The organism is Staphylococcus pseudintermedius (assembly GCF_034042775.1).
GTDB classification, from domain to species: Bacteria; Bacillota; Bacilli; order Staphylococcales; family Staphylococcaceae; genus Staphylococcus; species Staphylococcus pseudintermedius.
In genome coordinates this window covers 660623-674169 of sequence record NZ_CP120150.1, presented here as the reverse complement: position 1 = coordinate 674169, position 13547 = coordinate 660623, and the positions used below count along the sequence as shown (strand labels likewise).

General features: G+C 35.7%; 18 protein-coding genes. All 18 read right to left on the bottom strand.

Features of this window, described 5'->3' with window-relative positions; translation table 11 throughout:
• Positions 1-7 precede the first annotated feature (7 nt).
• The 18 genes from gpGT to P3U61_RS02950 all read right to left on the bottom strand — a co-directional run bounded on the left by gpGT (position 8) and on the right by P3U61_RS02950 (position 13521).
• Complete coding sequence (gene gpGT, locus P3U61_RS12250; RefSeq protein WP_168250651.1) at positions 8-151, bottom strand: phage tail assembly chaperone GT; 144 nt, start codon at positions 149-151, stop codon at positions 8-10.
• A 59-nt stretch (positions 152-210) separates the two neighbouring features.
• Positions 211-582: a phage tail assembly chaperone G gene (gene gpG, locus P3U61_RS03030; RefSeq protein ID WP_322214957.1), complete on the bottom strand. Its 372-nt coding sequence runs from the start codon at positions 580-582 to the stop codon at positions 211-213.
• Positions 583-641: 59 nt separating this feature from the next.
• Entirely contained in the window at positions 642-821 is a 180-nt protein-coding gene (locus P3U61_RS03025) for a hypothetical protein (protein WP_101485381.1), read from the bottom strand.
• Between the two features lie 21 nt (positions 822-842).
• On the bottom strand, positions 843-1466 hold the full coding sequence (locus tag P3U61_RS03020; RefSeq protein WP_101485382.1) for a major tail protein: 624 nt from the start codon (positions 1464-1466) through the stop codon (positions 843-845).
• Positions 1467-1478: 12 nt separating this feature from the next.
• Entirely contained in the window at positions 1479-1889 is a 411-nt protein-coding gene (locus P3U61_RS03015) for a hypothetical protein (RefSeq protein WP_230493254.1), read from the bottom strand.
• Positions 1890-1894: 5 nt separating this feature from the next.
• Positions 1895-2284, bottom strand: a complete 390-nt coding sequence (locus tag P3U61_RS03010) for an HK97 gp10 family phage protein (RefSeq protein WP_110158924.1) — start codon at positions 2282-2284, stop codon at positions 1895-1897.
• Positions 2274-2642 carry a hypothetical protein gene (locus P3U61_RS03005; RefSeq protein WP_115898112.1) on the bottom strand — a complete coding sequence of 123 codons (369 nt, stop codon included), beginning with the start codon at positions 2640-2642 and terminating at the stop codon, positions 2274-2276. The genes P3U61_RS03010 and P3U61_RS03005 overlap by 11 nt, the downstream gene beginning before the upstream one ends.
• Positions 2626-2913, bottom strand: coding sequence for a head-tail connector protein (locus P3U61_RS03000; protein WP_101485386.1), 288 nt, complete (start codon positions 2911-2913; stop codon positions 2626-2628). Before P3U61_RS03000 ends, P3U61_RS03005 begins: the two co-directional genes overlap by 17 nt.
• A gap of 17 nt (positions 2914-2930) precedes the next feature.
• Positions 2931-4130, bottom strand: a complete 1200-nt coding sequence (locus P3U61_RS02995) for a phage major capsid protein (RefSeq protein WP_096586310.1) — start codon at positions 4128-4130, stop codon at positions 2931-2933.
• Between the two features lie 12 nt (positions 4131-4142).
• A complete protein-coding gene (locus tag P3U61_RS02990) occupies positions 4143-4856 on the bottom strand; it encodes a head maturation protease, ClpP-related (RefSeq protein WP_101485398.1) in 714 nt (237 codons plus the stop codon).
• On the bottom strand, positions 4819-5997 hold the full coding sequence (locus P3U61_RS02985) for a phage portal protein (RefSeq protein ID WP_101485396.1): 1179 nt from the start codon (positions 5995-5997) through the stop codon (positions 4819-4821). Before P3U61_RS02985 ends, P3U61_RS02990 begins: the two co-directional genes overlap by 38 nt.
• Positions 5998-6016: 19 nt before the next feature.
• On the bottom strand, positions 6017-7684 hold the full coding sequence (locus tag P3U61_RS02980) for a terminase TerL endonuclease subunit (protein WP_101485395.1): 1668 nt from the start codon (positions 7682-7684) through the stop codon (positions 6017-6019).
• Entirely contained in the window at positions 7671-8054 is a 384-nt protein-coding gene (locus P3U61_RS02975) for a hypothetical protein (protein ID WP_270861558.1), read from the bottom strand. The genes P3U61_RS02980 and P3U61_RS02975 overlap by 14 nt, the downstream gene beginning before the upstream one ends.
• Positions 8055-8180: 126 nt before the next feature.
• The gene (locus P3U61_RS02970; RefSeq protein WP_110158927.1) at positions 8181-8492 is read right to left on the bottom strand and encodes an HNH endonuclease; all 312 of its coding nucleotides are present in this window, start codon (positions 8490-8492) and stop codon (positions 8181-8183) included.
• Between the two features lie 173 nt (positions 8493-8665).
• Complete coding sequence (locus P3U61_RS02965; protein WP_310465890.1) at positions 8666-9061, bottom strand: hypothetical protein; 396 nt, start codon at positions 9059-9061, stop codon at positions 8666-8668.
• A gap of 13 nt (positions 9062-9074) precedes the next feature.
• Positions 9075-10442 (bottom strand): DEAD/DEAH box helicase, encoded by a 1368-nt coding sequence (locus tag P3U61_RS02960; protein ID WP_322214953.1) that lies wholly within the window; start codon positions 10440-10442, stop codon positions 9075-9077.
• Positions 10423-10713, bottom strand: coding sequence for a PDDEXK family nuclease (locus P3U61_RS02955; protein ID WP_310465892.1), 291 nt, complete (start codon positions 10711-10713; stop codon positions 10423-10425). Before P3U61_RS02955 ends, P3U61_RS02960 begins: the two co-directional genes overlap by 20 nt.
• A 357-nt stretch (positions 10714-11070) precedes the next feature.
• Positions 11071-13521 (bottom strand): virulence-associated E family protein, encoded by a 2451-nt coding sequence (locus P3U61_RS02950; protein WP_322214951.1) that lies wholly within the window; start codon positions 13519-13521, stop codon positions 11071-11073.
• Positions 13522-13547: the final 26 nt, after the last annotated feature.

The window sequence follows — 13547 nt, the reverse complement described above, 5'->3', positions numbered from 1 at the left end:
TCCTTACTTATAAATTGGTGAATGCATCTAACATGCTATCTTTCTTATCAACTTGTTTGACAGGCTTTCTACCATCCTCAATAACGTCCATAAAAAAAGAAAAGGGCATGTCCAAGATATCGTTGATATCTTTTCCGCCCTCTTTCATCATGTCGTATGCTACTTTTTTTAAATTTCGTTTGTGTTCAGCCCATGTGATGACTTTATTCTTTAAATCATCTTCGCTAATTGCTTTTTTCTTTGTTCATCCATCTGACCTTGAGCGATAAATTGAACTTGTGATTTGATTTCTTCAACCGCATCAGGTGCATGTAAACGATCTAATAAATCGTCACTTGTGAATTGATTGTTATATACATCAACAACAAAATCAGTCATGCGTTTAACCATTTCTTTTTCTGTTAGTTCGCTACCGTCTTCAGACGTACCTTCCATAATGTCAGTCGCTTCATAAATTTTACGGAATGGGATAAAGTTAGGTGTAAAATGCGTCTCAACCTCGAAATTACCATTTTTATCTTCTTTTGCATTACCTTCACTATCTAATACTACTAATTTAATAAAATTGATTTTTTTAGCCATGTGTAAAACTCCTTTAAATTTTTATTTGCAAATAAAAAGAGGGCGCAATGCCCTCAAAATTAATCTTCAATCTTTTTGATTAGTGGTTTACGTTGACGATTGTCACTTGAAGAAAGTTCAAGAATACGTTCCTCGTCAACCTTTTTATTAGCTGGACGGGGATATGTCTTACCTTTTTCATACAATTTATCGTTATCTTGTAAATCTTTAAATGTTTTTAAAACTTCATATTTAGTCATTAACTATTACCTCCTAAAAGATTAAGCGCTAAGATCATCTGAATCTAAATCTTCGGAAACTGACTTATTTGGATGTTCTTTACCAAAAACTTTTTTCCAAATTGCATCACGCATGACAGTTACACCTTTTTCATCGCGACCGAGAAGCATAGTTTGTTCTTTCTCAAAGCCTTCAACTTCAGCAGGCATGAATTCAGCTGTAGATTTATCTTGAGAGAATTCAACACCATCTTCTTTTGTTTGACCAGAAACTTCAGGAAACGTGAACATACCTTTTAATAATCCAACATATTCAGATGCGCCAGTTTCTGTTGTTTTTTCGAAGATAACCGCAACATATGGTGGCGTGTTATTACCCACACCAATAACACCATCACTTGATTTATCTAAACCGAACAATACTTCTCTATCTTCAATCGGTAAGTGGTGGAATGTAGACTCTAATTCAACGGTACCATTAGACACTGCTAATTCCGCCACACTGTTGTCCCCGTATGCTTTCTCAATAGATTGTTCCTTTGAAACTTGTACTTCTTGTAAGTATTTAATACGTTCAGGCTCTTTTCCGCCTAAAACTTCTTCTGTCCCTAAAGGCATATAGTAAAATCCTGTAATACCTGTAAATGAATTGTATTTTTTTGCCATTCTTAATTCCTCCTATAAATTTAATTCAGTACGATAAAAGGTCCCCTCGTATCTTCGAGCGGACCTGTACATTTTTGATTCTTCGTCGTATTCCGGTTTTGCATTTGATGTGTTCTCCATTTTCAATTGTTCTTTCATTAATCGCGAAATGTGATAACTGACTTTATTCCTTACAAAATACGCTTGATACTTATCAGATTCAGGTACAAACACATCAATTTGTACAAGATAGCTTAAAGCCATATTGTCATTGTCTGCATATTCTACAGGTAGTGTGTCATCAATTTCACTCATCACAATATAAGGTTTTGTCATATCTGATGGTTCGGGGTATTCATAAAACTTAATACGATTGCCAACATATTTTTGGACTAATGTATCTTTAATAAGCACGTTAAAAATATCCATTAAAATATCTCTCAATCATATCAACCCCTTTTTAACCTTTGTTTAATAGCTTGGAAATAAGCTTCTTGTCCACTTCTTAAAGCTCTTTCAACAGCCCCTTTACCACGTGGGTTAGGGTTCTTGATTGTGCCAAATTCATTTAAATGAATAATTCTGTAACGTTCTTTAGGGCCTTTCCAGTGTATTTTAATCGTTCGAACACCATTTAAAGTAAAAGGTTTAGATAACTTTACTTCAGCTTTACTAGCTCCTGTGTCTTTAAAGCTTTCAAAGTTACTTTTGATTTTTTGCACGATTACAAGACCACCAGCAACTAAAGCTTCATCTACTATACGCTTCATTTTCGCTTTACCATATCTATTTTCAAGTTCACGTTCCAACTCTTTCATACCTTTTAATTTAATTGGCATTTGCTACACCTACTACCTTAATCATTTCTTTATTACTTGAATTAGGCGCAAAGTCGATTATTTTAAATGTCGAATTTTCATACAATCCATGAATCAGTTCGAACGTATCTGAATGATTGATATGATAATCGGCATGTGGATTTCTAAAATTAATAGTGATTTTATGGATACCAGTGATGCCGCTTGTCTTTTCTAAATCCTTTGTTGAACTTTCGTACACTTCACAAAGGGTAGCGAACACTTCTTCTTTCTTTTTACTTCCTGGAAATGGTCCATCATTTTCAATCATACGAAAAAAAGTAACAGGAACTCTCAAGTCCCCATTACTTATTTTAGGTGGTCTATAATTCTTGTTCATAATCAGTCTCCTTCATGTTTTCTAACGCGAAAGAGGTGATTTGTCCTAGAAAGTTTTCGTGGAAAAACTCTAAACTGTCGTTATAAGCATATCTTGTACGCTCATAAACAAGTTCGGCACCACGTTTATTCTTATCCATATCAAATTCTTGACAACGATATTTAATATCCTCACAGGATTGTTCAAGTAATGATTGTATGTGCTCATCTTCGAACGTATGAAATATTTTTAATCGTTGCTTCATCTCTTTAACATGCTTTTGAGTGATCATCTAACCACCTCTTTCAATTATGCGCTTAAATCTGATTCGTCTGATTCAGCTACTACAACATCACTAAAAGAATAAACCTCAGCTACTTTATTATCATCTGGCATACCATGCGCATATTGTTTTGCAATGTAAACATTAGCATCTTCAAGAGCCAATACTTCGCCGTATTCGCGAATTTGTGTAGCACCTTTATACATTGCGTAATAACGTGACGGAACAAAGGCAATAATTTTTCCTTTTTCAACAAATTCAGATGGTAAAATATCTAAGTTAAAAGGTAATGAAGTAACCCATTGACCATTAGCATTTTGAATCGTGTATTTAGCTTGAATTGCAAATAATTGGTCAGGGTTAACAAGTAATGACACCTTTCCTGAAATGTTAATACGCTTACCATCTTCTTTAACAGATAGCGAATTCATAAGATTTGATAATTCAGTCACCGTCGTTTTAGCATCAGCAAATGTAAGTTTTCCTTTTTCTGTTTTATCTTTAACAGAAGTAATATTACCGCTGTCATCTTTTACCATATCTTTAATTAATCCAACGGGTTGGTTCTGTACTGGACCATTACCTTTTACAATACCTTCTTCTAATTTAGCTCCCATAGCTTCTGCTAATTGTAGGCGAACATAACGCTCTACCCATTCTGGACCAAAGTCTAATAAATCTTTAGGTACAATCGCAAACGCTGTTAGTTTGTTTTGAGAGAATGTGTATTCACGGAAATTAGCTTGAATTTGTCCTTGAATTTTACCGAAAATCTCACCCCACATCGCGGCACCATCAGGATCACCTGCAATAATACGCGTTTTAATACCTGCGATTTGGAAATTAATTTTAGATAACAAAGGACGTTCACTTTGCATATCTTCAAACACTCTAGAAACAGTTGTCTCAGGTAAGATGATTTCTTCCTTATAAGTGTCTAAATTAGCATCATCTTCAACTAAATTTGTGAAAAATCGTTTTTCTTCAGATGTTAATACGTTTTGACCACGCTTCATTAATACTTGTTCGTCTGTATTAGCATTTAAAGCCTCTTCGCGCGCATCTTTTAAAATATTGTCATGCAAATTAGACGAGAAAGCAGCCATGTATTCTGCATATTTATTCTCAATCGTTTCAGGATCAGCATCGTTGCGTACTGCCTCAAAATATTCATTTTTCAATTTGTCTACGTTGTTTTCAATATCGTCTTTAAATTTAACAACCATTTAAAATTCCTCCTATAAATATCGTTTTTTCTTTGATTTATTCTCAATATTTTTGAAATTGGATAATTGAATTTTCAATCCCTCGATTTCATTTTTTATAGCAATCATTTCGCTATTGTTTTCCACAGCATCTTGAGTTTCTTTAGGTGTTTCAACCGTATCTTTCAACTTATCTGCGAATCCTTTATCAACAGCATCTTTCGCTGTAAACCAAGTTTCATCAGTCATAAGTTGCTCGATTTCTTTGTCATCAAGTCCCGTTTTATCTTTGTAAACCTCTACAATCGATGCATCCACTGTTTCTAAAGCATTTAATGTCTTTTTAACATCCGCTTTATTACCGATTGCAATTGTCGCAGCCTCATGAATCATTAATGAAGCACCCTTGCTCATGACAAGTTCATCAGCACCCATTGCAATGATAGAAGCAGCGCTTGCAGCTAATGCAGTCACTTCAACTGTAATATGTGATGAATGATTCTTTAAATAGTTATAAATTTCAATCCCTTGAAAAGCATCACCACCTGGGCTGTTTAAGCGAATTAAAATGTCTTTATCGACACCGTCCAAAGCTTCTGCAATATCATGGCTGTTAATGGTTTCATCTGCAAAAATTGAGGATTGTGCAACAGGACCACTAAGAGTGAGAACGACCTTATCGTCTTTCACTTCATTTTTAAAAGCATATTTAGACGTTGCTTTCATTAGCTCTTGTTTCGTCTTCATTTTCATTCTCACCCCCTTTCAATTCATCTTCAGTTTGATAGTTTTTAGTCAAAATAAAACGGTCTCCACCGTCAACAGGTGCAAGACCGAGCATTTCACGCACTTCGTTTTGTTTAGCTGCGCTTGATGAAATTAGTTTATCTACTTTTTCAGCATTTTTAATTGGATCCACTGTGTTAATACCGACAACCTTAATACATTTACCACTTATAAATTCATCTTCAGTAAAAAATTTACTGTTTAACTCATCTTCAATCTTTGCGATTAAAGGATTGATACAAAAATCTATATATGCAGTCATGGCATTACTTAAATCTGCGACATCTCCATGTATCAAATTTGATGGAACACCTATAATCTTAGCAACATCATCAATAATCATGCGCTTTACTTTTTGTAGATTTTCCCCTCCATTATCAGTTCCGCTAGTACTGTCTTTCGATAACTCTTTATAATCGAAACCGGGAACTTGAGGGACGAGCGCAACACCATTATTTTTGAATTGACTATAAATTTTATCGATATATTTCTGCAACTTTGCCATTTTTTTACTATCGATATTACCAGCGCCAGAATCAACACTCACTATACCTCTAATCTGATTTTTTCTAAGCTGTGTATCCATCATACGCCCAAATAATTCACCATAATCCGCAAATAAGCTTTCTACAAAACGTTGCAACTTATCGTTGTTATAGTTTAAATAGATGACTTCATTCATCTTAAATGATCGTTCAAATTTGAAATTTTTAACTACAACATCTTTAAACACATCTTCATAAACCGCGAATTCTTCTCTGTAGAAATCGTCAGCGATTAACAAATCATCTGAATCATTTTTTATGATTAACACTTCATTGTCATACACAAGTTTATAAATAACCTTGTGCCAAAAATCAGTAGCGCTTGAATCTGTGTTTGGCCTTACGTTTAATTTGTAGTAAAGTCTGTCCTTTTTTAATTCCTGTCCATCTTTAACCCAGAATTCGGATTGGCTGAACGTGCGTGAAATAAAATTAATTACGGTTTCAATTGCCATTCGCTTCAAATATGCTCGATTTGATGGGTCATTAGCTAAATCTAAATCAAGCATGTCTCTTAATTCCAAATTACGCTTGAAAACTGAATCTAAAAATCCCAATTAACCACCTCCTTTGTCACTAAAAATTAAGTTGATCTAACAAGTCGAATGCTTTATCTAAATCTATTTCTTGCAACTCGTCTACACTATATAATGCGTGTAAGAATGCATGAAATCCGTCCGTTTTTCGTCTATGCTCATCTTTCTTAACGAATTCTTTATTACCATCTTTTTTAACTTGAACCGCAACATTATTTGTATACCAACGCATTAAAGGATTATCTCCGAATATAATTCTATGATTTGCAAATAACGTTTCTATGCGAGGTGCTAGCTTACTGTGTACACCTCTTGGATTCCTTAAAACTTCAATTTCAAATCCAGCTTCTTCAAATAGCGGGCGCATTAAATCCATTCGGAAATTATCGGCTACCACTTTTTGAATAGCGTACTTCTCACGCATTTGTATAAACCAACCCACTATATGCGCAGGATTAATTGACGGTTCATCTACAATTGTCAAATGCCCCTGTCTCTCCCATTCTTTGATAGGAGGCTTTAACTGCGCTTGGTCCAAATACTCTTTACGCGCAAATGAGTGAGAGAGCCAAACAACGTTATCACCTTGTTTAAACAACAAACCTACAGCTGCAAAGTCTTTAATACTTGCGTAATCCACGCCACCGATAGCTGTTTTATTTTTTAGTGGTGGTATATCGCGTTTCGTAGCAAGCACATCATCACGAGAAGCGACAATCTTACTGGAATCTTCTTCCGGCAGATTCATACGCTTAGTCATAAAATTTTCGTAACCGCTAGGACTGTGTTTCAAATCCTTGTATTGGTTTAAAACTTTACGATAAAGACGCTTACCATAATCGCTCATAGGCTCTTCAAACATCGGATTTGCTTTTGACCATGTGCTAGGGTCGTCTTTTTCTTCCCGTTTGTCTAATCGGCAAATGAAAGGAAATAGACGGTCATCAGTCGCGCGTCCTTCTAATATCTCCTTAGAGCGTTCTTTCATCTTATCTAGGAAACCTTCACGAACAAATCCATCCGTGCCTATAAAAAACTCTCTAGGGTGTTTAACTTTACCTAAACCACTAGAAAACACGTCTACAATATCGTTGTTTTCGTACCTGTGAACTTCATCATAAATGATAAACCCTTCACGGCCACCATCTTTACTGCCTGCATTACTCGTTGCGAATTCGAACTTACTTTGTGTTTGAGTCGAAGTTATACGTTGTTTAGTAAGGTCAAATACTCCTTCACCTTCTACATCATTTATATTACCTTCGTATAAACCATGCTTGATAATCATTCTATGCATTTCTTCAAAAGACGTCTTAGCTTGTTTCTCTGTGTTCGCAACAACAGTACCATCATAATTATCGATACCATGCAGTTCGCTAATAAAATATGTTGATAATCCACTGATTAAACCATTTTTACCTGCGCCACGAGCAACCAACCAGAAAAATTGTTCAAAATAAAGTTCATCTTCTTCATCGAATAAAAAGACAAACGCTATTAAGAATTTTTGAAAAGGTTGTAACTTGAAATAGAATCGTTCGATGAAAGCAATACATAATTCGATTTGATCGTTATCAAAATACAATCCATCTCTACACAAAACATTAGTTTCTAAATGATCAATCAGTTTTATTCTGTCACTATTAAGTTTAATCTCACCGTGCTTATATTTGTCGATATACCATTTAACATGTTTATTTATTTTCATTTAACAAACTCCTTAAATTGCCAGTTTCTTTATCAACTACTACCTCTATTTCGTCAGGAAGAAGTTTTGACAATTGCATCATGATTTTTTGATAAGCTGCATCACGTGAATTAAACAATTTGGCTATCGGGCGTTCTCGTTCGTATGCTGGCGTGTTTTCAGATTGGGTGAATAATTCGTAATCGCCTTTTTCTTGAATATCTAACCACGCATCGTCTAATAAAACACGCATTCTTGCAGCTTGAACAATTAACCCTTGCGCAACGCGCTTTTTATCTTCTGGAATTGATTTGAATATTTTATCGAGTCGCTTCTTTTCTTTTTCTACTCTTGCTTCATGTTGTTTAATTTCTTCTTGATTTCTTTCCATTTTAGTCACCTTCTTTCTTCTAGGGGGTCGTATGTGAATTTTTTACAATGAATGTGGAGAGAAGAGTCCCCGCCCCGTTCCCCAAGAATAAAATATAATTAAAAACTTTTAGGTGGGGGGTGTGATTTACCACCATTCATCTTTCCATTTTGTTTTATTTCTTTTGTAAATATTTCTGTCATGATGTTTTTCATGACATTCAAAACAAACTGTAACTAAGTTATCAATGTCTAAAGCTAAATCAGGTCTGTCTTTAACTTCTTGCTTATGATGCACAATAAGGCGTGCGTCATTGTTAGTAACAACTTTACCCTTGTTTTTGCACCACTGACATTCATAGTTATCTTTGATTAATCTTTGCTTCCTTAATCCTTTCCATTCTGATGTTTTGTAGAATCTTTTTCTATCGTTAACATCTCTATAATCTATTCGATCCATTGAATATTAATCGCTCCATCAAAAAAAGACACACCACAACGTGATGTGCCTAGTATAATATAGTATGTTTGAACGCCTTTATTTATCGTTGTAACTCAAGTATATAAAATAATCTTCAACAAACATAATTGTGTGCATTTTGTGCAATCTGTGCATTTTGTGCAATCTGTGTACTATTGAACATTCAGGTATACACTAACAATATCGCTTAATCGATTGTATATGTTCCTTCTACTTATCAACATTAATACTTCTATTCTTGCGATACTCTCACCTTGTTTAAGTAGTTGCAAGATATGATAGTTCTTGTCGTTCGATATTAGATGCTCGTGCTCATCTATAAACGTCACCTTGTCAATAAGCTCTTGTGTCTTTCGTCTGTCCCTATCGTTCTGTATCACACGAACGAGTACCTTATCGCCAGTTGCGCCTTTAGCTTTAGGCATGGCTGACTCTATACCATATTGCCCAGTTGAGGTACTATCATATTCATACACTCGATGATCTATTAATCTTCTCATCCAATGATAATCTAATATTATTTGCTTTACTTCAGATGGCGTATACATCAAACAACCTCCACTATTTATATTTTTCTATTCTCGCTTTAACAGCTTTCATCAATTCATCTTGTGTGAGCTCCTTATTCTGAAGTGCTTTATAGACTCTTTGCTCTATGGTGTTATCTGTCATAATATGATGAATAATCGTTGTATGTTGTTGTCCTTGTCTATAAAGCCTAGCGTTTGCTTGTTGATATAATTCTAAGGACCACGTTAGACCAAACCATACAATGATGTGCCCACCTTGTTGTAAGTTTAATCCGTGACCTGCACTCGCCGGATGCGCTAATAAGATTTTAACTTTGCCCGCATTCCATTTATCTTTATAGCCGTCATCATCTAATGTAAGTACGTCATCAAACCTTTCGAGTATACGCTCTTTATCATGCTTAAAGTTGTAGAATAAAAGAATAGGCTGTCCTTGTGATTCTTCAACAATCTCCTCAAGTTTATCTAATTTTTTATCATGTATGTGTCTGACGCTTTCGTCATCTGTATAAACGGCACCATTAGATAACTGTAAAAGCTTTTGACTTAATGAAGCACCACTTTGCGCTACTATGGTTCCATCTTCTTCTGAGTCTAGGATGTAATGTTTTTCAAGCTCATCATACAACTTACGTTCTTTACTGGATAAGTTAACGGATTGAACGGCATCTATTCTTTCGGGCATATCTAAATAGTCACTGGCCTTCATACTCAAACATACATCCTCTATCAACTCATATATCTTTTCTTCTGCTCCGTCTCTAAGCTCCCAATTAAAAACGTGGTCACTGACTTGATGTGTAGGTCTAAAAAATTTTTCTCGGTATCGACTAAAGGACGTTTCTAAACGTTCACCCCTATCAATCAAATAGACCTGTGCCCACAAATCCAGTAAGCTGTTCGGGCTAGGTGTACCAGTTAAACCAACAAACCTTTTTATTAAAGGTTGCTTCTTCCTAATTGCTTTAAACCTTTGACTTGATGGATTTTTAAACGTTGATAACTCATCAATCACCACCATATCGAAGGGCCATTCTTTTTTATATTGATCACACAACCATTTTGTATTCTCTTTATTTGTGATATAGATGTCAGCCTCTTTACTCAGTGCTGCTAACCTTTGCTTGGGTGTGCCTAATACTTTAGATACACGTAAATGCTTTAAGTGCTCCCACTTATTTATCTCATCCGCCCACGTGTCTTTAGCTACATTTAAAGGTGCTATGACTAACATCTTATTTGTATCAAGTAACTGTAAATCACTAAATGCCGTAAGTGTTGATACCGTTTTACCTAAACCCATGTCCAAAAACAAACCATATTTTTCATTATCAATTAATTTATCAATCGAATGTTTTTGGTAGATATGGGGCTTAAACTCAATCGCCACATTTACCACCTACTTTTTTTATAAACGCATCAACTTGTTTTTTATCCCATAAGATGAATACTTGATGCCCTCTATCTTCTAATTGCTTGTGCATATATTTTTGTAACGGATCTGTTCGTCCTTTAGGTTGTTTCATCTCAACATAATAGGTTTTTCCTTTTGGCATGATGACGATTCTATCAGGAACACCTCTTGTACCAGGTGCAACCCATTTTAAGCACAAGCCGTTTTGCTTTTTAACTTCTCTTACTAAATACTTTTCAATGTTTGATTCTCTCATTTAGCTCACCTGCATAATGTATACATAATTCGTAGTGGTGTTACTCGTGTTACTTCAAAAACTCTTTTTCTATACTTATTTGCTATTAGGGGTGAAGCTCTACTACTATTACTCCCTAACATTACTTTTTAATCTATTTAGTAAATTTAAAGTAACACTGGTAACAGTAAAGGTTGCCTCTTAGAGCCTCAAGGCATAGAGGTGTTACTAGAGGTGTTACTTTTAGATATCCAGTAAAGTAACACTAGTAACACCTAAGTGTATTATTACCATTTTGCTGTTACTTTTAAAAAATTGAAGTAACACTTCCAGTAACAGTAGAGTAACACCTTAAATTGCATAAAAATTCATTTTAACTTATATTAAGTTGTCAAAATCATCTTGCCTAACATAAGCTTTCTGCAATCCGTAGTCCTTTCCGAATCTTAATTTGCCTTCTTTATTGCCGTCATAAACTTCCCAATCATTTAACTGTCTTAAAGCATTTGTTATTTTTTTAAGTTCCATAGAACCCCTGCCGTCGCCTTTATCTTTTCCAAAGCATTCGACAAAAATTTCTAAAGCACACACTCTATCCCTTTGAACCAATTTGCTGCTCTGCTCACTGATTGAGTCATCACCAAACTTATAAAAGTCCCGTCGTTCAGAAATAGACATTTCATTCCAGTTGCTAGGTATAGGCGTATTTAAAAATTCTTCAATAATACCCAAGTATGGAGATTCTTCTGTATGTTTACTTTGTATTGAACGCATTTCTTCTTCAAGTTCAGGATCAAGATAAAGTTCTTCACCTTGTTCGTAATAGTGCTTTGCTTCAGCCCAAATTTGATTGATTTCGTCTTTAGTCAACTTAGACCACTTAACTTCCACTTTGTCAGGATTAACAGTCATAGGCCAAAAACGACGACCTCCCGTTTCATCTCTTAAGAAATCAACTTTGTTTGTTGTACCGATAAAAATACATTGGCGTGGAAAATCTTCAATGTAATGTCCGTACGCGACACGGAAGCGGTCAATTTGTTTTGATATAAAGTGCTTAATCGCTTCAACCTCTGCTTTACGTGTTGCTGCAAGTTCGGCCATTTCCATAATCCAAACCCCTTGTAATGCTTCATAAGCTTCTTTTCCAGTCACCGAAACTAAACTATCTGAAAACCACGCGCCACCTAGTTTTTTAAGAATTGCCGATTTACCGACGCCTTGAGGGCCATATAACGTAAGCATATAGTCGAATTTGCAACCAGGTTCCATCACTCTAGCAACGCCAGCCGTTAATGATTTACGTGTAATTGTGCGATTCACTTTTGAATCTTCAACGCCTAAATATTTAATGAATAGCGTTTCTAATCTTGGCTTTTTGTCCCACTCTAAATTGTTAAGATAGTCCCTAACTGGGTGATAGGCATTTTGAAGCGCCACACTTATAATGGCATCTTTTGTTTTACCAGAATGGTGTATCTCATAAATCTTTTCAATGTAGCTACGTAACGCGCTATCATCGCCATCTTGCCATTGTCTTGTCTTGAAGTCTTTGTTCCATGGAGTTTTACCTAGACATTCAATCTGTTTGGTAAATTCATTAAATGCGATTTTACCTTTTAAGTTAGAATCATTGCGCAAAATAATTTCTATATTAGGTATACTCGCTTTGAATGTACCTTTTGAAGTGATCTCAAGAGTTTCGTCCCAACTGTCATCATCGCCTGTATTAATCTCGTCAAAATCATCTACTGCACTTGAAATCTTGTCGTTAATCAATTGCTTTTTAACGCGCTCGTCATTTTGGGCTTTGGTCTGCATTGCCTTAAAACTTGGCATCCTGTTAATCGGCGTATCGGCTTTTAGGTCCTCATCTTGCGCACCATATAAGTGAATCCGTATTAAGTCAAAGCTATTCACCAATAGCCCACTCACGGGGTCAGTATTGTGATGTGAATAGGCAAATTTGCCATTCTCATATAATACAAGCCCACCTGATGTTGAGCCTTCATGGTACGTGTAACGGTTGCTGCTATGGTGGTCATACAATTCAGGTATAAAGGTATCAATTGCTTCTTCTATTGAATACGCGCGACAAAATGCACCAACAATACCAGGTTTTTCTTCTGGGTTTCCTTGTTTGTCTGCTAAATGTCTTGTTTTGCTTTCTTCTCTCGACGACGTCGGCCACTCGAGGGTATCTGTCCAATTTACATATTCATCTAAAACTTTATCGGGATCTAATAAAGGTAAGTCCTCATAAGCAAAGAAGAATTCTGCATCATTACTTGTAGATGGCCAGTACATTAGCCGATGAGGTTGGTATGTCGTATCATCAAAATAGTCCATACCTACCATATCAGCAACTTTACGCCCAACCGCCTCATATTCGTCCGAATTGACATTGCGTTTAAGAGGAACAACTAATCTTAATCTAGGGCTGACATCTCTATGCTTGTGCGTTGAATAGACACAATATGCAAAATCATAAAACATTGATAACATGTCGACCATATCTTGCGCAGCATAGTCAATGTCAAGCGTTAGCATGGAGCGGTTCATCACTTGCCCCGCTCTGCGCTTGCCTTCTTTTAGATAGCCCCCAACGAACCCACCAACGTCTTTCACATTAGCTTGTTCGGATTTAGACATTTTGTTGTAATCGAGTAGGCTCTCTTTTGTTCTTACGGTTGAAGAAAGCTTTTGCATAAAGTCAGACCAAGCCATATTGTGATTTGTCCAGTTCGTAGCTAAACGACTGCTAGCAAAGGCATACTGAATATCACGATCATATTTAATTTTTTTAGGTTGTGTGACTTTGTCTAACATGATGGTCCCCTTTCTTTAATACTTTC